The sequence below is a fragment of the Sulfuriflexus mobilis genome, from assembly GCF_003967195.1.
Classification (GTDB): Bacteria; Pseudomonadota; Gammaproteobacteria; order AKS1; family AKS1; genus Sulfuriflexus; species Sulfuriflexus mobilis.
This window is the reverse complement of the sequence record NZ_AP018725.1, coordinates 115,213-138,384: the sequence shown is the minus strand read 5'-3', so window position 1 is coordinate 138,384 and position 23,172 is coordinate 115,213. Positions and strand designations below refer to the sequence as shown.

At 53.7% G+C, this 23,172-nt stretch carries 15 protein-coding genes; 11 read left to right on the top strand and 4 right to left on the bottom strand.

The genetic code is table 11. The features are described from left to right. From EL386_RS00630 to EL386_RS00585, 10 genes are all read left to right on the top strand, one after another. Entirely contained in the window at positions 1 to 2,112 is a 2,112-nt protein-coding gene (locus tag EL386_RS00630; RefSeq protein WP_232020221.1) for a type IV pilus secretin PilQ, read from the top strand. Between the two features lie 55 nt (positions 2,113 to 2,167). Continuing rightward, positions 2,168 to 2,701, top strand: coding sequence for a shikimate kinase AroK (gene aroK, locus EL386_RS00625; protein WP_126452263.1), 534 nt, complete (start codon positions 2,168 to 2,170; stop codon positions 2,699 to 2,701). A 52-nt stretch (positions 2,702 to 2,753) separates the two neighbouring features. After that, positions 2,754 to 3,848, top strand: coding sequence for a 3-dehydroquinate synthase (gene aroB / locus EL386_RS00620; protein ID WP_126452261.1), 1,095 nt, complete (start codon positions 2,754 to 2,756; stop codon positions 3,846 to 3,848). A 3-nt stretch (positions 3,849 to 3,851) separates the two neighbouring features. Further along, positions 3,852 to 5,009 (top strand): deoxyguanosinetriphosphate triphosphohydrolase, encoded by a 1,158-nt coding sequence (locus tag EL386_RS00615; RefSeq protein ID WP_126452259.1) that lies wholly within the window; start codon positions 3,852 to 3,854, stop codon positions 5,007 to 5,009. Between the two features lie 37 nt (positions 5,010 to 5,046). Next, positions 5,047 to 5,304, top strand: a complete 258-nt coding sequence (locus EL386_RS00610) for a hypothetical protein (protein ID WP_126452257.1) — start codon at positions 5,047 to 5,049, stop codon at positions 5,302 to 5,304. Further along, positions 5,301 to 6,893: an AAA family ATPase gene (locus tag EL386_RS00605; RefSeq protein ID WP_126452255.1), complete on the top strand. Its 1,593-nt coding sequence runs from the start codon at positions 5,301 to 5,303 to the stop codon at positions 6,891 to 6,893. The genes EL386_RS00610 and EL386_RS00605 overlap by 4 nt, the downstream gene beginning before the upstream one ends. 182 nt (positions 6,894 to 7,075) lie before the next feature. Next, positions 7,076 to 11,545 carry a glutamate synthase large subunit gene (gene gltB, locus EL386_RS00600; RefSeq protein ID WP_126452253.1) on the top strand — a complete coding sequence of 1,490 codons (4,470 nt, stop codon included), beginning with the start codon at positions 7,076 to 7,078 and terminating at the stop codon, positions 11,543 to 11,545. A gap of 26 nt (positions 11,546 to 11,571) precedes the next feature. After that, entirely contained in the window at positions 11,572 to 12,972 is a 1,401-nt protein-coding gene (locus EL386_RS00595) for an FAD-dependent oxidoreductase (protein WP_126452251.1), read from the top strand. 112 nt (positions 12,973 to 13,084) lie between these two features. After that, the gene (gene hemE / locus EL386_RS00590; RefSeq protein ID WP_126452249.1) at positions 13,085 to 14,149 is read left to right on the top strand and encodes a uroporphyrinogen decarboxylase; all 1,065 of its coding nucleotides are present in this window, start codon (positions 13,085 to 13,087) and stop codon (positions 14,147 to 14,149) included. Positions 14,150 to 14,304: 155 nt separating this feature from the next. Next, positions 14,305 to 16,818: a bifunctional diguanylate cyclase/phosphodiesterase gene (locus EL386_RS00585; RefSeq protein WP_126452247.1), complete on the top strand. Its 2,514-nt coding sequence runs from the start codon at positions 14,305 to 14,307 to the stop codon at positions 16,816 to 16,818. 141 nt (positions 16,819 to 16,959) lie between these two features. Here the strand turns inward: EL386_RS00585 and EL386_RS00580 are convergent, their stop codons facing one another. The 3 genes from EL386_RS00580 to EL386_RS00570 form a co-directional block, all read right to left on the bottom strand. Next, positions 16,960 to 17,973: a tetratricopeptide repeat protein gene (locus EL386_RS00580; protein ID WP_126452245.1), complete on the bottom strand. Its 1,014-nt coding sequence runs from the start codon at positions 17,971 to 17,973 to the stop codon at positions 16,960 to 16,962. Between the two features lie 129 nt (positions 17,974 to 18,102). Continuing rightward, a complete protein-coding gene (locus EL386_RS00575; RefSeq protein WP_126452243.1) occupies positions 18,103 to 18,990 on the bottom strand; it encodes a fructosamine kinase family protein in 888 nt (295 codons plus the stop codon). Between the two features lie 17 nt (positions 18,991 to 19,007). Beyond that, the gene (locus tag EL386_RS00570) at positions 19,008 to 19,604 is read right to left on the bottom strand and encodes an HNH endonuclease (RefSeq protein ID WP_126452241.1); all 597 of its coding nucleotides are present in this window, start codon (positions 19,602 to 19,604) and stop codon (positions 19,008 to 19,010) included. 402 nt (positions 19,605 to 20,006) lie between these two features. Here EL386_RS00570 and EL386_RS00565 point away from each other — a divergent pair, with 402 nt between their 5' ends. Further along, a complete protein-coding gene (locus tag EL386_RS00565; protein WP_172597565.1) occupies positions 20,007 to 21,206 on the top strand; it encodes a GGDEF domain-containing response regulator in 1,200 nt (399 codons plus the stop codon). Between the two features lie 3 nt (positions 21,207 to 21,209). Here the strand turns inward: EL386_RS00565 and EL386_RS00560 are convergent, their stop codons facing one another. Beyond that, positions 21,210 to 22,889: an HDOD domain-containing protein gene (locus EL386_RS00560; protein ID WP_126452237.1), complete on the bottom strand. Its 1,680-nt coding sequence runs from the start codon at positions 22,887 to 22,889 to the stop codon at positions 21,210 to 21,212. Between the last annotated feature and the right edge of the window lie 283 nt (positions 22,890 to 23,172).

The following is a 23,172-nucleotide window of genomic DNA, read 5'->3' as shown; positions in this document are numbered from 1 at the left end:
ATGAGTGGAAGCACATATAAAACACTGCGCAAGCTATTTACTTCACTGGTCACGTTAAGCTGGTTGTTCCTGCTACCGGCATCGGCCTATGCGGCGGCGACACTGGATAACATCAGTTATTCCACATTGCCGGGCAACAAGGTGCAGATAAAACTCAGCCTCTCTGGAGAAACCGCAGAGCCCATCAGCTTCACCACCGATGACCCTGCGCGCATCGCCCTTACCTTCGCTGATACGAACAACAAACTGGCGAAAAAGACCCAGGCCATCGGTGTCGGTGTGGCGCGTAGCGTCACGGCCGTAGAGGCGGGTGGTCGTACCCGCGTCGTACTCAACCTGGTGCGTCTCGTTCCATACAATGTTGAAAAACGCGGTAATGATGTTTTTATCACCCTCGATACCGGTGGTAACAGCAGTGGCACCAGCACCGCCTCCGCCACACCGGCTGCCGTCGCCGCAGATACCGGCTCGCATGATATCAGCAATGTGGACTTCCGCCGTGGCAGCAAGGGTGAGGGCCGCGTCGTCGTGACCATGTCCGACCCCAAGACCATTGTCGACCTGCGCGAAGAGGGGGGCAAGATCATTGCCGATTTCCTCAATGCCCAACTGCCCGAGCAACTCGAACAACGTCTGGACGTGGGTGACTTTGCCACCCCTGTCGCCAATATCGATACCTTCAAACACGGCAAGAATGTTCGCATGGTCATCGAGCCAGGTATTGCCGAGTATGAACACCTCGCCTATCAGGCCGATAATGTCCTGACCATCGACGTGCGCCAAATCAGCAAGGATAAACAGGCCGAGCTGAAGAAGAAAAAATTCGGTTACGTCGGTGAGAAACTCTCCCTGAACTTCCAGAACATCGAGGTCCGTTCGGTATTGCAACTGATTGCCGATTTTACCGGCCTGAACCTGATCACCAGTGACACAGTCCAGGGTAACCTGACCCTGCGCCTGAAGAATGTCCCCTGGGACCAGGCACTGGACATCATCCTCAAGACCAAGGGCCTGTCCAAGCGCCAAACCGGTTCCGTGATCCTGGTCGCGCCAACCGAAGAGATCGCCGCACGCGAAAAACTCGAACTCGAATCCCAGAAACAGATTGAGGAACTCGCACCGCTGCGTTCCGAGTACATCCAGGTCAACTATGCCAAGGCTGCGGATTTAGCTGCACTGCTCAAGGCAGAAAGTAACAGCCTGTTATCAGTGCGCGGCAATGTCAGCATCGACGAACGTACCAATACCCTGCTGGTTCAGGATACTGCTGACAAATTAGCAGAAATCCGTATCCTGGTGGGAAAACTCGACATCCCGATTCGCCAGGTCCTGATTGAGTCACGTGTAGTCGTGGCTGATGACGACTTCAGTAAGGACCTCGGGGTTCGCTTTGGTATTGCCAACCGCGAAGACAATAACCCGAACACCGGGAGTACTAATAGGGTCATTGCCGGTAACCTGACCGGGACAACTGATTTGCTGAACTTTGATACCCTGACCAATACCGATGGCCTGAACGTAAACCTGCCGGCAAACAATGTTAATGCGGCCTCGATTGCCCTGGCCATCGCCAAGCTACCCTTTGGCAACCTGCTGCAGCTGGAGCTCTCTGCCCTGCAGGAAGAGGGTCGTGGTGAGACCATTTCAAATCCCCGTGTCGTGACCGGTAACCAGAAAGAGGCCTATATCGAGCAGGGTACCGAGATCCCCTACCTTGAGGCCTCATCGAGTGGTGCGGCCACCGTTTCCTTCAAAAAGGCCGTGCTGAGCCTCAAGGTCACCCCACAGATCACACCGGATGACCGCATCATCATGGACCTGACCGTCACCGAAGACACGCTTGGCGCACTCGTCCCCGTCGGTGGTGGTTCGGTACCGAGTATTAATACCCAGGAAGTCACTACCCAGGTACTGGTTGATAATGGTGAAACCGTCGTCCTCGGCGGTGTCTATAGCCGCGTCCAGTCCGAGCGTAGCGAACGAGTACCTTTCTTTGGCGACATTCCATACGTGGGTTTTCTCTTCCGTAACAAGGCGCAAACGGATGATAAGCGTGAACTGCTGATCTTCGTCACGCCGAAGATCATCAAGGATGCCTTACAGCTGAATTGATAACTTTTCTCTCTGACGTCACAATCGGGGTCTGGTAACAGGCCCCGATTTTTTTATGAGCAAGAGCAATAACATTTTCCTCGTCGGCCCGATGGGCGCAGGCAAGACCAGTGTTGGCCGACAACTAGCCAAGGCCATACACTGTGAATTTTTTGACAGCGACAGCGAGATCGAGGCACGCACCGGGGTCAATATCCCAACCATTTTCGATATCGAGGGCGAGGCCGGTTTCCGTAAACGGGAACAACAAGTAATTGATGAGCTCAGCCAGTATGAGGGCATCGTCCTGGCCACAGGGGGTGGCGCCATCCTCACCGCTGAAAACCGCGACTACCTGAAGCAGCGTGGCACCGTGGTCTACCTGGCCGCCAGCGTCGAGCAGCTCTTCAAACGCACCCGGCGCGACCGTAACCGCCCCCTGCTGCAAACCGAGAACCCCCGCCAACGTATCACCGAACTCCTCGAGCTCCGCGACCCGCTCTACCGGGAAACGGCCGATATTATCCTCGACACCGATGGTCATAACGTCCGCTGGGTCGTGGATCGCATACTCGAAAAAATGCCGACTGAATATCGCGCAAGACACTGATACATAAACCATTATATAATCCAGAGACATTTTTTCGGATGTGCCCGGTACCATGAAGACACTACAGGTTGAACTCGATGATCGCAGCTACCCTATCCATATCGGTACGGGCCTGCTGAATGACCCCGAACTCATCAGGCCTCACGTTCACGGCCGCCAGGTCATGATCGTCACGAATGAGACGATTGCCCCCCTGTATCTTCAGCGCACCCTTGCCCTGTTTGCGGACTATGAGACGGCAACGGTCATCCTCCCCGACGGCGAGGAGTACAAAAACCTCGACACCCTCAATCAGGTCTTTACCGCCCTGCTGGAAAGACACTTTAACCGCCGCTGCACCCTGGTCGCCCTCGGTGGTGGTGTCATTGGCGACATCACCGGCTTCGCTGCGGCCAGTTACCAGCGGGGCGTCAATTTTATCCAGATCCCGACCACCCTGCTGGCACAGGTCGATTCCTCGGTCGGCGGCAAGACCGGCGTCAACCACCCCTTGGGCAAGAACATGATCGGCGCCTTTCACCAGCCCCAGTGTGTACTCGCCGACATCGAGACCCTGAACACGCTGGATGAACGCCAGCTCGCAGCCGGCATTGCCGAGGTCATCAAGTATGGCCTGATTAACGACCCGGAATTCTTTGCCTGGCTGGAGACCAATATGCCGGCACTGCTGGCACGTGAGCCACAGGCCCTGGCCTATGCCATTCAACGCTCCTGTGCCGACAAGGCGGCAGTGGTCGCCGCCGACGAACGTGAGGCCGGCATGCGTGCCCTGCTCAATCTCGGCCATACCTTTGGCCATGCCATCGAGACCGGCACCGGATATGGCAACTGGTTGCATGGTGAAGGGGTCGCCTGTGGTATGTTCATGGCGGCCAGCCTCTCGCATCACCAGGGCTGGATTAATGCATCCCAATTGCAACGTATCAAGGCACTCATTGAATTGGCCAAACTGCCGGTATTGCCACCTGCCAGTATGTCGGTCGGGCAATTCCTCGAGATCATGGCCGTTGATAAAAAGAATATAGATAAACGCATTCGTCTCATTCTCATGAAAGGCCTGGGGCAAAGCGTTATCAGTGATGATTATGATTACACGCTCTTGCAACAGACCATTGAAGAGCTGCTGACTGAATCTCAAAAGGCCTAAGGCATGGATTCCAGATTACTCGCTGACTATGCCGCCCAGGATGCAACGAGTCTTGGACGTCGTTATAAAGAACCCTCCCCCTCTTACCGCGGCGAATTCCAGCGTGACCGGGATCGCATCATTCATTCAACGGCCTTTCGCCGCCTTGAATACAAGACCCAGGTATTCGTCAATCATGAAGGCGACCTGTTTCGTACCCGACTGACACATTCAATTGAGGTCGCCCAGATCGGTCGCACCATCGCCCGCTCCCTGAGACTTAATGAAGATTTAACAGAAACCATTGCCCTTGCCCATGACCTCGGTCATACGCCTTTCGGCCATGCCGGACAGGATGCCCTTAATGAATGCATGGGTGATTACGGTGGCTTTGAACACAACCTGCAGTCATTACGCGTAGTCGACGAGCTGGAAGAAAAATATGCAACCTTCGACGGACTCAACCTGACCTTTGAATCCCGCGAGGGCATCCTTAAACACTGTTCTTTGAAGAATGCGCAAGTGCTCGGTGATGTCGGTCGGCGTTTCATTGACAAGACCCAGCCATCCCTCGAGGCGCAACTGACCAACCTGGCCGATGAGATTGCCTATAACAGCCATGATGTCGACGATGGTCTGCGCTCAAACCTTATTACAATCGAACAACTCAGGGAAGTGGCGCTTTTCAACAGCCTGTATGAAGACGTTGAGCAGCATTATCCCGATCTCGATGGCCGCCGTGCCATCTATGAAATCGTTCGCCGCCTGATCGGATGCCAGGTTGTTGACCTGATTGAAACCAGTGTCGCCAACTTAACCACGGTTGCACCACAGGATATCCAGCAAGTGCGACTGCACCCCGGCCCGATCATGGCCTACAGTGATGAAATGAAACAACACAATCTTGCCCTTAAGCGTTTTCTGCGCGAGAACCTTTACCGCCATTATCGGGTACTGCGCATGAGTGCCAAATCCAAGCGTATCATCATCGCGCTGTTTGAGGCCTTCATGACAGACTCTCAGCTGCTACCAACTGAGCACCGTAAGAAGGCCGGGCAGCAAGAGCTCGAAAATGGCGAAATTGGCAAGGCACGTATTATTGCAGACTATATCGCCGGCATGACGGACCGCTATGCCATATCGGAATACGACAAAGTTTTTAAGCCCGAACAGTTAACATGACTGTTTCCGGCTACAATACTCTGACGTTAAAATAACAATGCGCATCTATATGCAGCAATTACCCACTGAGGCAGGTCGTGCACCGCGTTTTTTACACCTGCACATACAGGAAGACCTGATCGATGGCTGGAACCTGGTAAAGGAGGCCGGTTATCAGGGTGCATCAGGCAAGCTAACGCGCATGCACTTTAATGATGCCGAAACAGCTACTGACGCCATGCTGATGGAAAGAGACAAACAACTGAAACGCGGTTATCGCGTCGTCTTTGTTGAAGGTCAGGGGAGTGCTTTATGAACGGTTCTGCCAATCAATATACCGATAACGGGCTTGCTCCTTACCTGAGCAAACTGGGCCTGAGTATCGAGCCGTTTTCAGACTCTGTTGAGGAGGATTTCTTTCTGCTCGGCAGCTCACGTAGTCAACTCCTCAACATGCTCTACCACCTTGCCCAGAACAGCGAATTGTTACTGGTGGTATCGGGTGTCACCGGCAGCGGCAAGACCAGCCTGTTGCAACATTTCATAGACATGGGAGATGAATCCTGGCGCAGCTGTGTGATCGATGCCAATGCCATGCTGAATCCAGAGCAGTTACTTATCCAGATCGCAGAAGGTTTTGGCCTGCCTCAGGACAGTGTCAATTTTGGCAGCGGTCTCGATATGCTGAAAAAACGCCTTATTGAGATGAAGCGTAGCGAATTAATCAGCATGCTCATCATTGATGATGCCCACGAGCTCCCGGCCGCCTCCCTGACTCTGCTCATGAAACTCTCGGAACTCTCTGATGCCAACGAGGGCCTACTGCGTATTGTCCTCTTCAGTGAGCCTCAGTTGACTGCCATTTTGAATGCCTCGTCACTGAAAGATGTGCGTTACCGTGTTACGCATACACTGGATATGCCGCCACTGAATGAAGCGGAAACCAGCGATTATATTCACCACCGGCTTGCTGTTGCGGGCCTGCAGAGTGGTTTCCCCTTTAGTAAAAGCCAGTTAAAAAAGATCTACCGTCAATCAGGCGGCATACCTGGCAAGATAAACCTCTATGCACATGAAATCCTGCTCGGTACCAAACCGGCCGGTAATCGTAGTGATACCAAGATTAACGCCGCTAGCCAGCTACGCTCATTTGTATTGGTATTGCTGATACTCGTCATTACTGGCGGCGTCACCTGGGTCTTCACCCGCGATGCATTCAACAAACTCTATGAACACCTGACAAGCCCTGTCGGCCCGGAAGACACTATTGTTACTGCTGAAGAGAAAAAAGACCTGGACCTGCCCCTGCTCCCTGCCAAGCCCATTAGCCCAGCGGAATCGCCTGCTGCAGCGGGAGCACCCGGCGATAGCAGCAAGGCCGGTGCCGCGCCCACCAATGCCTATGCCCTGCGCCAGCCCGATATTCAGACCCAGCCGATAGACAAGATCAGCCCGGCGATTGAAGCGACACAACCCCCGGCCAGGTCAGAAACAATCGACGAGGCCACTGCTGCGGATAAAGCAGTTGCCGCTGCCGACCGCGTTAAACCGCAGCCCCCTACGCCCTCACCAGTGACGAATGCGGACACGGCCCCCAAACCCGTGGTTAAAAAGGCTGTCACAGTCGATTGGCTCGCACAACAAAACCCGAATTATTACACCCTGCAGATTATGGGCAGTCGGGAACGCGACGCTGTCGCCAGGGTCCTGCAGGACTATAAGCTGGGCAAGCAGGCCGCGATCATCAAAACCCGCCACAAGGGCACACTTTGGTACATCCTCGTCTACGGTGCTTATAGCGGGCCACAAGTGGCAAAATCGCACATTCGCGACCTGCCACCCCGGCTGACCTCATTGGTTACACCTTGGCCACGCAAAATCGGCGAAATCAAACAAGTAAAATAATCTCACCGACATGCACCATAAAGGTGCATTCCCTTTCGATTCACCTGTATTTTCAGCCATTGTTTATCATCTGCGAATTGAATGCACCCTATCTCAACTGTATAATTACTGCCCTTTTGCCTGGGCCACATGGTTGCGGGCGGTAATCAAATGCCTAACAGCATAATTAGCAGGTTGCGTACGTGAGCTATAGCGACAAAATAAAATCCGGCCTCTACCGGCCAGAATTCGAAAAAGACAACTGTGGTTTTGGTCTGATCGCCCACATGGACGGCAAACCCAGCCACTGGCTCTTGAGTACCGCTATTGGTGCCTTGGCCCGCCTCACCCACCGTGGTGCAGTGGCTGCCGACGGCAAGTCCGGGGACGGTTGTGGCCTGCTGCTAAGCAAGCCAGACAGCTTCCTGCAGACTGCTGCCAAGACGCTCGGCTTCAGCCTCAAGGCCAACTACGCCGTGGGCATGGTCTTCCTCAATAACAATCGCGCCCTGGCACACACGGCCCGAACCACGCTGGAAACCGAACTGCAGGCCGAGGGCCTCGACGTGCAGGGCTGGCGTATTGTCCCTACAGATAGTAGCGCCTGTGGTGAGGAAGCACTTACTTCGCTTCCAGTCATTGAGCAAATTTTCGTCAATGCCGCCGACGGTATGGATGTAACCACCTTTGAGCGCCACCTATATATTGCCCGCCGCCGTGCCGAAAAGGCCATTGAGAACGCTGACCCGATGTTCTACATCCCGTCGCTGTCCTCGAAGGTGATCTCCTATAAGGGTCTGGTGATGCCGGAGTATTTGCCGGTGTTCTACAAGGACCTGGGCGACAAGGCCATGGCCTCAAGCCTTGCCGTGTTCCACCAGCGCTTCTCCACCAACACCTGGCCGCAGTGGCGCTTGGCCCAGCCGTTCCGCTACCTGGCGCATAACGGTGAAATTAATACCGTACAGGGTAACCGCAACTGGTCTGTAGCCCGCGGCCACAAGTTCGAGACCGATACTATCCCGATGGCCGACGTGCGCCCGCTGGTATCGATGAGCGGCTCCGACTCAAACAGCATGGACAATATGCTCGAGGCCCTGCTCGCCGGTGGCATGGATATCTTTCGCGCCATGCGCCTGCTGATTCCGCCCGCCTGGCAGAACGTGGAAAACATGGACGCCGACCTGCGCGCCTTCTACGAGTACAACTCCATGCATATGGAACCCTGGGATGGTCCGGCCGGTGTCGTCCTCACCGATGGCCGTTATGCCGCCTGCACCGTCGACCGTAACGGTCTGCGCCCGGCCCGCTGGGTCATGACCAGGGATCGCCACATCACCCTGGCCTCAGAAGTGGGTGTATATGAATACGCGGCGGAAGACGTCGTCGCCAAGGGCCGCCTCAAACCCGGGCAGATGTTTGCCGCCGATACCGAAACCGGCCAGCTGCTGTTGCCGGAAGACATCGACAACCTGCTCAAGGCCCGTCAGCCCTACAAAAAATGGATGGCCGAGTATTCACGCCACCTCGAGTCGACGCTCGAGGAGAGCTGCCTGACCGAGTGTATGCAAAGCGCGGAACTCGACGTCTTCCAGAAAATGTTCCAGGTCACTTATGAAGAGTGCGACGAGATCATCCGCATCCTCGGCGAAAGTGGCCAGGAGGCCATTGGCTCTATGGGCGATGACACCCCGTTCCCGGTCCTGTCGCGCCAGGTCCGCTCACCGTATGACAACTTCCGTCAGCAATTCGCCCAGGTGACCAACCCGCCGATTGACCCGATCCGTGAGCAGATCGTCATGTCACTGGAGACCTGCCTCGGCCGTGAACACAACATGTTCGAGGAAACCCCGGAACATGCGTCACGCGTACTGGTCGACTCGCCGATCCTGTCTCATAGCAAATTCAAGCAACTGCTTGAACTCAGTCAGAACGAGGCCGATTACGCCTCGGAAACGATCTCGCTGAACTACGACCAGGGCACCGCTATCGAGACAGCGATCAAGGACATCACGAATAAGGCCGCTGCCGCGGTTCAGAACGGCAAAGTCATCTTGATCCTCAGTGACCGTAACATCAGTGAAACTACATATCCGGTGCACGCCCTGTTCGCCACCGGTGCCGTGCACCATCGCCTGGTGCGAGAAGGCCTGCGCTGCGATGCCAACATCATTGTTGAGACCGCCACCGCACGTGACCCGCATCACTGTGCCGTCCTGATCGGTTACGGCGCGACCTGCATCTACCCGTACATGGCCTATGAATGCCTGAACGACATGGTCCGTAATGCTACGATTAAAGACGGCGACGTCACGAAGCTGGAAGCCAATTTCCGCAAGGGCATCAATAAGGGTCTGTACAAGATCACCTCGAAGATGGGGATCTCCACCATCGCCAGTTACCGCGGCTCGCAGTTGTTTGAGATCGTCGGCATGCATGAGGACGTCGTCAAGCTGTGTTTCACCGGCACCACCAGCCGGGTCTCTGGTATCCGCTTTGACGATTTTGAGGCCGACCAGAAGCAGCTTTGTAAGCTTGCCTGGAACCCGCGCAAGACAATTTCCCAGGGTGGTCTTCTCAAATACATCCACGGCGGCGAAGACCACGCCTACAACCCGGATGTGGTGCGCAGCATGCAGGAGGCCGTGAAGAGCGGTGATTACAAAAAATGGCAGGTCTATACCGGCCTGGTAAACAGCCGCCAGCCGTTGAACCTGCGCGACCTGTTAAAACTGTCTGACGACACCACCGCGGTCAGTATTGACGAAGTCGAGCCGATCGACATGATCGTTAAACGTTTCGACTCTGCCGCCATGTCACTCGGCGCCCTGTCACCCGAGGCCCATCAGACCCTGGCCGAGGCCATGAACCGACTCGGTGCACGCTCCAATTCCGGTGAAGGCGGCGAAGACCCGGAACGCTACGGCACGATGCGCCGCTCCAAGATCAAGCAAGTGGCCTCGGGTCGCTTCGGCGTCACCCCGGCCTATCTGCGTTCTGCCGAGGTCATGCAGATCAAGATCGCCCAGGGTGCCAAGCCCGGTGAAGGTGGCCAGCTACCTGGCCACAAGGTCAATGAGCTCATCGCCCGTCTGCGTTACTGCAACCCGGGTGTATCACTGACCTCACCACCACCGCATCACGATATTTATTCTATCGAAGACCTGGCCCAGCTGATTTATGACCTCAAGCAGGTCAACCCGGATGGCCTGGTCTCAGTAAAACTTGTCGCCGAGGCGGGTGTCGGTACCATCGCCGCTGGTGTCGCCAAGGCCTATGCCGACCTCATCACCGTCTCCGGTTATGATGGCGGGACCGGGGCCTCGCCACTGACCTCGGTGAAGTATGCCGGTGGTGCCTGGGAACTGGGCCTGTCCGAAACACACCAAATTCTGCGTGCCAATGGCCTGCGCGGCAAGGTCCGCCTGCAAACCGACGGCGGCCTGAAGACCGGTCTCGACGTCGTCAAGGCCGCCATCCTCGGTGCCGAGAGCTTCGGCTTTGGTACCGGGCCGATGATCGCCATGGGTTGCAAGTACCTGCGTATCTGCCACCTGAACAACTGTGCCACCGGTGTCGCCACACAAGACAATATCCTGCGCAGCAAGTACTTCATCGGTGAAGTTGAGGCCGTCATGAACTACTTCAGGTTCATCGCCGAAGACGTGCGTCAGTACCTGGCCAAGCTTGGTGCCCGCTCACTCACCGAGATCATCGGTCGCACTGACCTGCTGAAAATGCTCGACGGCAATACCAGCAAACAACGCTCACTCGACCTTTCTGCCTTATTGTCAGATGCCGGTGTCGCCGCCGACAAGCCACAGTTTTGCAACGTGCCATTTAATGAGCCATTTGATAAAGGCGAACTGGCCGAGGAAATGGTCAAAGACACACTCAATGCGATTGAGAACAAGACGGGTGGCGAGTTTAATTACGAAGTGCGTAACATCCACCGTTCCATCGGTGCACGCCTGTCGGGAGAAATCGCCGTGCGACATGGCAACCTTGGTATGGACAACCAACCGATCACCCTGAGGCTGCGAGGCACCGCCGGTCAAAGTTTCGGTGTCTGGAACGCCGGTGGTCTGAATATGTATCTTGAGGGCGATGCCAACGACTATGTCGGCAAGGGTATGGCCGGTGGCCAACTGGTCATCCGTCCTCCGCAGGGCAGTGTCTTCAAGTCTTACGAGACCACTATTATCGGTAATACCTGCCTGTACGGTGCCACCGGTGGCATACTCTATGCCGCTGGCCTGGCAGGTGAGCGTTTCGCAGTCCGCAACTCCGGTTGTCATACTGTGGTTGAAGGTATCGGTGATCACGGTTGTGAATACATGACCGGTGGCCTGGTGGCCGTACTCGGCAAGACCGGTATTAACTTTGGTGCGGCAATGACTGGTGGCTTTGCCTACATTTATGATGAAGACAATAACTTCACCGACAGCATTAACCAGGACGTGGATATCCACCGCATCATGCCGGAACACATGGAGGCACACCGTAACCACCTGCGTGAGCTTATCGCAGACTTCGTCGAGGAGACCGGTAGCGAACGCGGCCAGTTTATTCTTGATAATTTCTCTGACTGCATTGGCAAATTCTGGCTGGTCAAGCCGAAGGCCGCCAAACTTGAGTCACTGATGGATGATTTACAGCGTCGCGCTGCTTAAACAGCCACTCTAACGAAGATAAGACTATGGGTAATAATTTTCAGTTTCTAGAAGTCGAACGTCACGACCCGGAAAAGAAATCCGTTGAGGTGCGTATCCAGGAATACGCCGAGATCTACGGAGAGTTTGATGCCGTTCATGCCGGAGAACAGGCTGATCGTTGTCTGGAGTGTGGTAACCCGTATTGCGAGTGGAAGTGCCCGGTCCATAACTACATCCCTAACTGGCTGAAGCTGGTCGCCGAGGGTAACCTGTTCGAGGCAGCAGAACTTTCGCATCGTACCAACAGCCTGCCCGAGGTCTGTGGCCGCGTCTGCCCGCAGGACCGTCTCTGCGAGGGTGCCTGCACACTCGGTGAAGGCGGCTTCGGCGCCGTCACCATTGGTAACATTGAAAAATACATTACCGATACCGCACTCGCGCAAGGCTGGCGCCCGGACATGTCGGCCGCCAAGGACACCGGCAAGAAAGTCGCCATTATCGGTGCCGGTCCCGCCGGCCTCGGTTGTGCCGATATCCTCGTCCGCAACGGCGTCAAGCCTGTCGTGTTTGATCGCTACCCGGAAATCGGTGGCCTGCTCACCTATGGTATCCCCTCCTTTAAACTTGAAAAGGATGTGATCAAGCTTCGCCGCAAGATATTCGAGGAAATGGGCGTCGAGTTCCGGATGAATACCGAAGTCGGTAAAGACATCGACATGCAACAGCTTGTCGATGACTACGATGCCGTGTTCATTGGCATGGGCACCTACAATTACATGAAGGGTGGCTTCCCTGGTGAAGACCTCCCCGGCGTGTACGATGCCCTGCCATTTCTGGTTTCCAACTCCCAGCGCGTGCTCGGTGAAAAACCTGACTGCATCGACATGAAGGGCAAACGCGTGGTTGTGCTCGGCGGTGGCGACACCGCCATGGACTGTAACCGCACCTCCATCCGCCAGGGCGCCAGCAGCGTGACCTGTGCCTACCGCCGTGACGAGGCCAACATGCCGGGTTCCCGGCGCGAGGTTGCCAATGCCCGGGAAGAAGGTGTGCAGTTCCTCTGGAACCGACAGCCGGTCGAGATCGTTGGTGACGGCAAGGTTGAGGGCATCAAGTTCGTTACCACGGCCCTCGGCGAACCTGATGAGCGTGGTCGCCGCCGCCCGGAACCGGTTGCCGGCACGGAGGAGATCATCCCGGCCGATCACGTCTTGATCGCCTTTGGTTTCAGACCGAATCCACCGGCATGGCTGGCCGATCATAAAGTAAAACTCGATCAGTGGGATCGCGTTACTGCACCAGCCGATGGTGAATTCCATTACCAGACCAGTAACCCAAAGATATTCGCCGGTGGCGACATGGTTCGTGGTTCTGATCTCGTTGTTACCGCAATATATGAAGGCCGTCAGGCCGCCGAAGGCATCCTGAATTACCTTGATGTATAAACACCCACCGCAGAGATGCTAAGGTCGCCAAGGAAGAAACAATAATTAATAACAAAATCGTTAAGACAGTTTGCGCATTCTGCGCTTTTGCACCTTAGCGTTGGATTTCCATATGTCAAAATTAAAAAACGATCGTTTCCTGCGTGCCCTGCTGCGCGAACCTGTAGACCAAACCCCTGTCTGGATCATGCGCCAGGCCGGACGCTACCTGCCTGAGTACCGTGCGACGCGCGAAAAGGCCGGCGACTTCATGACCCTGTGTCAGACACCCGATCTGGCCTGCGAGGTCACCCTGCAACCGCTGGAGCGGTTTGACCTTGATGCGGCGATCCTGTTCTCCGATATCCTGACCATCCCGGATGCTATGGGCCTCGGCCTGACGTTTACTACCGGTGAAGGCCCACAATTTTCCCGCCCCGTCCGCACCGCTGCCGATATCGACAAGCTCGGCATGCCGGATATGGAAGACGACCTCGGCTATGTCATGGATGCCGTACGCACCATACGCCGTGAGCTCGATGGCAGCGTGCCGCTAATCGGTTTCTCCGGTAGCCCGTGGACACTCGCTACCTACATGATCGAAGGTTCGGGCAGTAAGGATTTTGCCAAGAGCAAGGGCATGCTGTTTGATCAGCCCGCACTGTTGCACAAACTGCTGGACCTGCTCGCCGATACGGTCACCGAATACCTGAATGCGCAGATCAAGGCCGGTGCACAGACTGCCATGATCTTTGATACCTGGGGCGGGGTTCTGACGCCACGTGACTACCGCGAATTTTCACTGCGCTATATGCAGCGCATCATCGATGGCCTGATCCGTGAACACGATGGTCGCCGCGTACCTGTCGTGCTGTTCACCAAGGGTGGTGGCTGCTGGCTGGAGGATATCGCCGCTACCGGTACTGATGCCGCCGGCCTCGACTGGACCACCGAGATCGGTGCGGCGCGCAAGTCTGTGGGTGACAAGATCGCCCTGCAGGGCAATATGGACCCGTCTATCCTGTATGCTTCGCCCGAGCGCATCCGCCAGGAAGTGCAGACCATCCTGGATGACTTTGGCCCGGGCAGTGGCCACGTCTTTAACCTCGGTCACGGTATTCATCAGCACGTTAACCCTGATAATGTAAAGGTATTGGTGGATGCAGTACACGAATTGAGCCGCCCTCTACACAAATAACCCTTCACTAAATACTTACAATCTTTGCTGTTAACTGGCAGCCATGGAGCGGGCTGCTATGCTTAATACTTAGCCGGGGGGCGAAAAGAAAACTATCGGCTAGCTCCTTGTCAATACGCCTTATTGGGCCAACGACTGCAGGGTAGTAGAACGATATGACTCGCTTTATATCCAACCCCCTACATAGCCTTCGCGGCCGTTATCTGTTGGCCACCCTATCACTTGCCTTTCTCATGCTTATCAGCGCCTGGCTGACTGAGATCTATGTCAACAGCGCCAGTCACAGCGGCCATCATAATCTCAGCCAGCGCAACCATATCCTGCCGATTAATCGCGCTATCCGCTATGCCGTGCATGATGCAGTAAATGCCCTGAATGCCTATGTGCTTTCACCGAATGAAAGTATGCGCCAGGTTTTTAAGACCCGTATTGGCGATTCCATTCAGGCCTCACAAGAACTCTCCATTCAGAACTGGCACTACATTAGCGAACAGGCGGAAGACATCAAACTGCTCATTGCCGATCTGGGCTCACTGCGTGAGCATGGCATTGCACTCATGCAACTACGCGATAATACTGAAAGCCTGTTTCCTGCCATGACCTTATTGCGTGATGTGTTAACGCCGAATAATGTATCTTTTAATACGGCTGCCAGCCTCGCGCACGATGACCTGGCCAGTGAGCTATTCAATCCGATCGACGACCCCATTTATCAAAAAATCTCTGCGGCCAGGCAACATTGGGCCAATATGATTATTACCTTTCGGGGTTATGTTGCCCTGCTTACCGGTACCTTTGGCCCCGATAATCCGGATATCCTGCAACAGGAAAAAAATATAGAACTTCTTTATGTACAGGTGATGGACGTCCTTCATGAGCTGCAGGCACTTGACCGGAATGAACTTGGTTTTCAGACCATAGAATCACTAATGCAGATGCACACTGCCGCCCAGACCTGGTATCAGGCATATAAGCATGTCAGGGAAATTTACGGCACTTCTAAATGGCGTGCAGACGCCCCCTATATGCACCAGAAAATATTTCCAATACAAAATAGTATTCAGCAACGTTTGGTCAGACTGGATATCGCAATAGAACTCTCAAACAAAGAAGACCTCGGTGTACTCAGTAAGGTTTCATCAAGTGTCTTGAATACCTTCTGGTTTGTCATCATCTTTACACTCTCCTCGATCATTATTGGTTATTATTTCCTGTCCAGAAACATCCTTTCACCACTTTCGCGGATTACCACGGCCCTGCGCAGCGAATCACTAAAGGATACTGAAAATCCTCTACCGCAATTTAATACCATAGAGACACGCCAGCTTATTTCTGCCTTTCTGGATATGCGTGATCAGGTGCAGACCCGTCAGGAGGCGCTTGAATATCAGGCCCTGCATGATTCCCTGACTGGCCTGCCGAACCGTGTTCTTCTTCAGGACCGTTTGCAGCAAACCATCGCCAGGGGTATTCGTGATAACTCCACCTGTGCCCTGATGATCATGGACCTTGATCGATTCAAGGAAATTAACGACACCCTTGGTCATCATTTTGGTGATGCTATCCTGCAGCAGGTTGGTCTACGCCTGACAAACGCCTTGCGCGAGGAAGATACCATTGCCCGTCTTGGTGGCGATGAATTTGCGATCCTGCTGCCTAATACTGATGCCGCACATGCACAACTGGTAGCCGAAAAAATTATTCAGGAGCTCGAAGCACCCTTCACTGTAGATAGTCACAAGCTCTATGCCCGCGCCAGCCTGGGTATCGCTGTATTCCCTGAACATGGCGATAATTCCAACAGCCTCATTCAACATGCGGATGTTGCCATGTATATTTCCAAGGCGGCCAATAAACATTATAGCTTCTACAATACTCAGCAGGATCAACATAGCCTTGACCGTCTGACACGCATAAACAATTTTCGTCATGCCCTTCAGTATGATCGGCTCGAACTTCATTACCAGCCGAAATTTTCAGTCCATACGGGTAAACTGATTGGGGCAGAGGCACTACTACGCTGGCCTCATCCGGCCCAGACTCCTGCATCGGCAATGGAAACTATTTCTCTTGCCGAACAGACCGGTCTTATCAGGCCGCTGACCTTATGGGTAATTGATGCGGCACTTCAGCAATATGCACTCTGGGATAAAGGTGGAACCCCTTTTAGCCTTTCAATCAACCTGTCCCCCTCCAGTCTCCAGGATCAAAGCCTTGAAAAACATATCAAGGCAATTCTTGATAAGTACCAGGTATACCCGGGTAACCTGCGACTCGAAATCACTGAAAATGCCCTCATGACTGACCCGGAACGGGCCAGGATCATCCTGACTGCACTGGCCACACTGGGTATTAATATCTCATTGGATGATTTTGGTACCGGTTACTCGTCACTTGCATACCTTAAACAGTTACCGCTAAGCGAACTCAAGATTGACAAATCCTTCGTCATTGAAATGCATACTGATGAAGGTAAAGCTTCTATTGTACGTTCAGCCATCGACCTTGCCCATAATCTTGGCATGAATGTCGTCGCCGAGGGTGTAGAGAGTCAGGCGACCCTCGACACTCTTGAGAGACTTGGTTGTGATATTGCACAAGGCTTTCACCTTGGCAGGCCCATCCCTGCCGATCAATTCCAGGAACTCATTAACTGTCATGCCGCCTAGTTTGTTGCCTTTGCCCTCATCACAGGCGTAGTCTGCGCTGTTTTCTTTTGATGGGTCTCGCCACGGTTAAAACGTGAATTTTTCACAAAAAAAACAGGTTGCGAAAGCAACCTGTTTTTTTACCCTTTTCCAAGCCAATATCTAGCTACGGATATAGGTCACTCGCTCCCGAGTCTTGCCACGATAGCAGGTAATGTCATTCTTGATGACCTTGCAACGCATCAGCTGTTTGGCCTGCAGGCCATAATTGATGGGGATCACGAGATCGGGATTATCCGGGTCACTCGGAAAGATCAGGGTTACATTCTTCTGGTACTCGATATTAAACTCACCCTCGTTATTAAAATCAGTGATCTCGGTATTCAGCTTGTAGGAGACGACGCCGTATTTCTCCTCGACCTCCAGCTCATCGCTCTGGCAGACAATTTTGTTGCCCTGACTTTGGCAAACATTACTATCCGAGGGCAATACATCGGCCGGTTTTCCACCCAGCTTCCAGCTACCGGTACTGACCATCGCCCTGGCATAGCGCGCCTGCTTACTGGCTGTTTTAGCTGCTGCTGCCGGGGCGGGGGCCTGTTTCACCACAGCAGCAGGCGCCGGCTTTGCTACTGGCACCGGCTTTGCCGCGGGCGGTGGCTTTACTACGCTTACCGGGCTACGTTGTGCCTGCAACTTGGCAATCTTGGCCTTGACCTTGGGGATCTCATCTTTCGCCGGGTGATAGGCATTTTCATCGGCGCGCGTATACCAGATCAGGGCCTTTTCATAATCACCACGACTGACATACAGCTTGCCCAGGTAGAACATCGCCGGGGTATAACCCTTGTCGGCAGATTTACGCAGCCAGTGATAGGCCTTGTCCTGGTCCTTGGTGACGCCATTTCCCCGTTGGTAAAGATAGCCGAGTTTGTATTCGGCCCTCGAATACCCCTGTTCCGCGGCCTTGCCAAACCAGTTGAAGGCCTCTTTTGCATCACGCGCCGTGCCCTGGCCTTTCAGGTACATGTTGCCAATATCATACTGCGCCTTCATATCGCCTTGCTGAGCGAGGGCGAGTTTTTTCTCAAATTGCTGGTTCCAAATATAGTCACTGGTGTCAGCCTCCACCACGGCAGCGAACAACAGTATCGAGATTGCGATGATCTTCTTCATATAATTTCCATCCCCACCTTACATAACATACGCCCAGGCCTTCTCGGCGCCTCTATCCACTGGCATCTTTTTTTTGAATTACAGATGTTTAGATAGTATTACTAGATATAGTCTGGAATTGGCGGATTCTCAAGGCAAACAGTGCAGTAATTCATCTAACATGGATTCTGCCTGGTCGGCATAAGCACCGCCGAACAGATTAAAATGATTGAGGATATGGTAAAGTTTGTATAGCCCCTTGCGTCGTACATAACCCGAGTCTAGCGGCCAGGCCCGTTCATACGCCATATAGAAGCTGGGCTGAAAACCACCAAACAGCTCTGTCATTGCCATATCAAACTCACGATCGCCGAAATACACCGCAGGATCAAAGATGATTGGCGCATTTTCACTATCAAAGGCGTAATTTCCTGACCACAGGTCACCGTGCAGCAACGAGGCCTCTGGCCTGTAGGCCTCAAAATAATAGTCCAGACCATCGAGCAGACGTCGGCCCTTTTTTAATAGACCCGCCTTGGCGCCCTTCGTCTCAGCACGTTGCAACTGATAACCCAGACGCTGGTCACGCAGAAATTCGACCCAGCCACTTGTCTGGGTATTTATCTGCGGGGTAGCACCAATCGTATTGTCGCGGTGCCAACCGTATCGGCTCGCCGTGTGTCGATGCAGGGCCGCCAGTTCCTTGCCCAGGCGTTGTTGAGAACCCGCATCACCTCGGCCAAACTCGATATGCTCCATGACAATAAAGGCCTCAGTCCCGACCTTACCCACACAGACGACCGCGGGCACACGGATGGCACGCGCCCCGGCCAGGGCCTGTAAGCCCTCGGCCTCCGCCTCAAACATGTCCAGTTTGTCTGCGGCATTGCGTTTCACAAAAAACTCCCGTCCACAGCGTCCCCTGAAACGGGCACTGGCATTGATACAGCCTCCGCCGACCTGAGTCTCAGCATCAAGGCTGAAGGCCTGTCCGGTGGTCGCACTGATCTCGGCGCAAATGGCGTCGGTGACTGACATGACTATTCTCCGGACGACTAGCGCAGGCTCAGGCGGGCATGCAGGGGGCTCTTGCGGGGAAAGTGGGCGAGCAAAAATTCCATCTGGTCCGCGAGGACGCGCTTGCCCTGCAGATAAACATATTCGGCGTGAGTGGGCATAAACGGTACCGCCAGTAACTCCATCCCGGCCTGTTCCGGGGTGCGCCCCGCCTTGTGGTTGTTACAGCGTTTACAGGCCGTGACCACGTTACTCCATATATCCTGACCTTTCAGGCTAATCGGGGTGACGTGGTCGCGGGATAATTCAGCGCGGGGGAAGTGCTCACCACAGTACATGCATAAATGGGCGTCACGCTTGAACAGGGCCGGGTTATTTAATGGTGGGGTGTAGTGGGCGCGCACCCGCTTGAGCGCGCGACTATTGCCATAGGTGGCAATGATCGAGTTCACCTCGATTCGGCTGCGCAGACCGGTCCGGGCATTGATACCACCATGCACACGGTAAAGCAGGCTGCCACAACTATAGGCAACCTGGCCAAGGTGATAAAGCCGTACGGCGGCCTGATAATCCACCCACTCCAGGGGCATACCCGAGGCATCTGTACGTAGTACCTGTTGCGATAAACCGATCATGCTCTACTCCATCTGTGCGGTGCTCTTACGGGTTTTACGCTGCCAATACGCTACTCTCTTTTACGCAAAATAATCAAGTAAAAGGGCAAAAAAAATGGGGTGCCTGACCGGCACCCCAAATATGTTACGAGAAGGAGAAACACATAAACACTGTCGATGCCCGCCAGTGGTCCGGCCGGCACCTTGAACTGGATGATGCAATGCCCATGCCAGCCAGACGAAGTGGCGAATCATAGACTTATTCCATATAACCATTAATTTAAAATGGTTATATGTCACTAAGCCGACTCGACACGCCAAAACGATGACAAATCCATTACTATTTGTATAAAAATTTTACTTGAAGAGTCTGTGCTAAGCTCTATGCTTTATAAAGGTTTTTTCCATAAAAATACCAAATGTATGATCAATGAAGTCACTGCCGATAAACGACCGCATATATTAGTCGTCGATGATTCGCGCCTGATGCGACGCGCCATTACCAAGATCCTGGGCAAGGAGTATCGACTCACCGAGGCCAGTGACGGCGAAGAGGGCTGGAAGATATTACAGGAACAGGAAGATATACAAATCATCTTTTCCGACCTGTCCATGCCAAACCTCGATGGCTATGGTCTGCTCGAACGCATTCGTAACAGTGATATCCCGCGGATACAAAATGTCCCGGTCATTATCATCACCGGTGCCGAAGATGATGAGGAGACCAAACAGCGTGCCCTCGCCAGGGGTGCCTCAGACTTTATCAGCAAGCCTTTTGAGTCTATTCAATTACGCACGCGTACCACTACTCACTTGCGACTTGACAGTACCCATCGGCAACTTAATGAAACCGCCAACCAGCTGGAAGAACAAACCAGCCGCGATGAACTCACCGGTCTGGCCAACAAAAATTATTTTCAGCAACACGCCAACAAGGAATTGGCCTTTGCCAAACGACACCATGGCGAGTTATCGATACTCCTGATCCAGGTTGACAACTTCAACAAGCTTTTCACCTCTTTCGGCAAGGATGCGGCCAGCCATGTATTGAAGGAAGTCGGTCACATCATGCTCGAAAATGTTCGCCATGAAGACACCGTGGCACGCATCGGTGTTGCCCAGCTTGCCTTTCTCATGCCATCCATTAACCGGATTGGTGCACGCCAACTGGCCGAACGTATTCGCAAGCAAATCGAAGAACTCAATATTGTCTATGACAACACTACCCTGCCAACGACGATCAGTGCGGGCATTGCCGCGGTGGCTATACAGCGTGATACCAGCCTTAATGAGATCATGGACGTCGCAAAAGAATATCTACGCACTGCGCTCGAACGCACTAATTGCGTAGTTTTTAAAGAGGCCTCTGACAGTCCCATGGAAGAGGCGGCGCCGGTTGGCACAACGAGTACCGATGCGTCAGCAGTTACCATTACCGAGGCGCCCGACCTGGAAACGGCGACAGCGCTGGCAAACTCGGATGACAGCGCCACCCTGCAACCCCACCTCTCCGCCTTGCTGGAAAGACTGTTACCGCTGCTTGATTATTGTAACCGGCACTTACAACTGGGCATCGATGAGGCCCTCGAAAAGATTCGCCAGCATGTTCGCCGGCGTGACTAGCCTCTAGTTACGACTCAGCTCTGCCACCTGTAATGCAAGCCTCGCCTGATTGACGAATTGCAGAAAACCCTGGTATTCAGCATCATTGATAGGACGTCGTGACATGCCATTATCGGCATAGAACAATCCTACCGGGCGTTTTCCCGCACGCAGGGCACCTATCACAAAACCGGGTGCAGCCACTTTTGTCTGATATGTTTCAGGAACCGTTTTTTTCCAGGTATCTTCCGTGAGATTCGGCACAAAGACCTCGTTACCGTCGCGCAATATACGTATAAACAGGTTACGTTGATCACGTACCGGTAAAGTGAAGTAATCCTTCAGCACCTCGACCCCATCACCATAGCTGATGCGCCCGATTAACTGTGAATGGTCTGCATTCAGCAGGCAAAGGATTGCCCGATCAAATCCTACACCACGCTGGATCGCCTCCACTGTTTTAGAAAACACGTGATGAACACCGGCCTGTGAAGCCATCAGACCGGTAATCTGTTGCAGGATTTCGAGCTGGACCTGTGGGCTGCCGTGACTGGCAGATTTTTTCTGTAAGGTTTCAACCACGGCTGGTGCCTGCGCCAGGGCAGCCTTTTCCTTAGCTGTCACCGTGACAGTAGAGTCAGGCGCCTTCCCATTACCCCCTGGTGGCGAAGACGACTCGGCAGTTTTCGGCTCACTATTACCAAGCATTGTTCCCGCGTAATAGGCAAACTGGCGTGCCGTCCTGTTCAGCAAGGGGTCATCCGTTTCCTCTACCGGTGGCATGAGTGTCCGGGTATCCAACCCATAGTCACTGGCCAGTTCACAACAGGTATGGAAGGTCTTGGTCAGAGATTTTTCTATCTCTGCGCGCGAAACACCGGCCAGTTCACCCATGTCATGCAGCACTTCGCCTAAGGTTTCACTGCTTATATCTGCACGTCCGTATACCATATCGAGACTGATCTGCGCGAGAGTCGCCATGGAGCGATTAATCTCTTTCCTGTCACGCTTGGTAATCGCATGGCTCAGCGCTACCGGCTCCATGGTATTGACCACGGTATGTGGAAACTCCCAGCTCTTCGCCAGGCGTTGACCGACTTCAGAAAATGGGCCACCAAGCATAGACTTCTGAATATCTACCCAGCTGTCATCGCCCTTTTCACGCAGACGCTGCATCTGTATGTATTTTTCCGGCAGTGCGTACGCAACGATAATCTCACCCAGGCCGTGCAACAGTCCGCAGATATAACTCTGTTCAATATCCTCGACACCAGCCTTGGCCGCGACCTCCCGCATCAGGCCGCCGGTGAGAAAGGCATTCACCAGCATCGCATTCATATCGATATCAGGGTTTTCACTATGAAAGCTGTCTATGAGCTTCAGGGTCAGGCACAGGTTACTCACCGTCTCGAAGCCGAGCAGCACCACGGCACGTGAGACCGCCGAGATCTTGCCCAGTCCACGGTTGTAGTATGGCGAGTTGGCGAGCCGCAACAGCTTTGTGGTCAGGTTGGCATCCCGCATGACCTCTACCGCCAGGGCCATGGCGTCACTATCCTGGTCGCTGCTAACGTGATTGACGCGATTCACGGTAGCGCTGAAAATCGGCAAATCGCCAAGTTGCTCCATGCGCTTGTCGATCTCCCTGAAGGTGTCTTTGAGCTTTACGGCTTCTGTACTGCTATGCGCGCCACGTCCAACCATAAAATCTGTTCCAGCTTTATTAATAGACCCATGTAATATATCGACACCTGAGCCCGAAGCATTAATACCGCATGGCCCCGCCCGGCGTCGCCCAAGACCAGAAACCACAAGCCCGTAACCCTATTTCACTTCCCTCTATACCCACTGGTCACACATTTCATCAAACGACTTTATACACAGTCACTTTACAATCAAGTAATTAGCCCCATCGGGGCCGTCACGGAACTGTAAAAAAACCTATGGATATAGTTAAACATATTGATTTAATTATCTTTTTCTTGAT

What these genes read in the sequence shown, in the direction of transcription:
- EL386_RS00630 (WP_232020221.1), top strand. Translation starts at nt 1, where the DNA reads ATGAGTGGAAGCACATATAAAACACTGCGCAAGCTATTTACTTCACTG.
- aroK (WP_126452263.1), top strand. Translation starts at nt 2,168, where the DNA reads ATGAGCAAGAGCAATAACATTTTCCTCGTCGGCCCGATGGGCGCAGGC.
- aroB (WP_126452261.1), top strand. Translation starts at nt 2,754, where the DNA reads ATGAAGACACTACAGGTTGAACTCGATGATCGCAGCTACCCTATCCAT.
- EL386_RS00615 (WP_126452259.1), top strand. Translation starts at nt 3,852, where the DNA reads ATGGATTCCAGATTACTCGCTGACTATGCCGCCCAGGATGCAACGAGT.
- EL386_RS00610 (WP_126452257.1), top strand. Translation starts at nt 5,047, where the DNA reads ATGCGCATCTATATGCAGCAATTACCCACTGAGGCAGGTCGTGCACCG.
- EL386_RS00605 (WP_126452255.1), top strand. Translation starts at nt 5,301, where the DNA reads ATGAACGGTTCTGCCAATCAATATACCGATAACGGGCTTGCTCCTTAC.
- EL386_RS00595 (WP_126452251.1), top strand. Translation starts at nt 11,572, where the DNA reads ATGGGTAATAATTTTCAGTTTCTAGAAGTCGAACGTCACGACCCGGAA.
- hemE (WP_126452249.1), top strand. Translation starts at nt 13,085, where the DNA reads ATGTCAAAATTAAAAAACGATCGTTTCCTGCGTGCCCTGCTGCGCGAA.
- EL386_RS00585 (WP_126452247.1), top strand. Translation starts at nt 14,305, where the DNA reads ATGACTCGCTTTATATCCAACCCCCTACATAGCCTTCGCGGCCGTTAT.
- EL386_RS00580 (WP_126452245.1), bottom strand. Translation starts at nt 17,973, where the DNA reads ATGAAGAAGATCATCGCAATCTCGATACTGTTGTTCGCTGCCGTGGTG.
- EL386_RS00575 (WP_126452243.1), bottom strand. Translation starts at nt 18,990, where the DNA reads ATGTCAGTCACCGACGCCATTTGCGCCGAGATCAGTGCGACCACCGGA.
- EL386_RS00570 (WP_126452241.1), bottom strand. Translation starts at nt 19,604, where the DNA reads ATGATCGGTTTATCGCAACAGGTACTACGTACAGATGCCTCGGGTATG.
- EL386_RS00565 (WP_172597565.1), top strand. Translation starts at nt 20,007, where the DNA reads ATGATCAATGAAGTCACTGCCGATAAACGACCGCATATATTAGTCGTC.
- EL386_RS00560 (WP_126452237.1), bottom strand. Translation starts at nt 22,889, where the DNA reads ATGGTTGGACGTGGCGCGCATAGCAGTACAGAAGCCGTAAAGCTCAAA.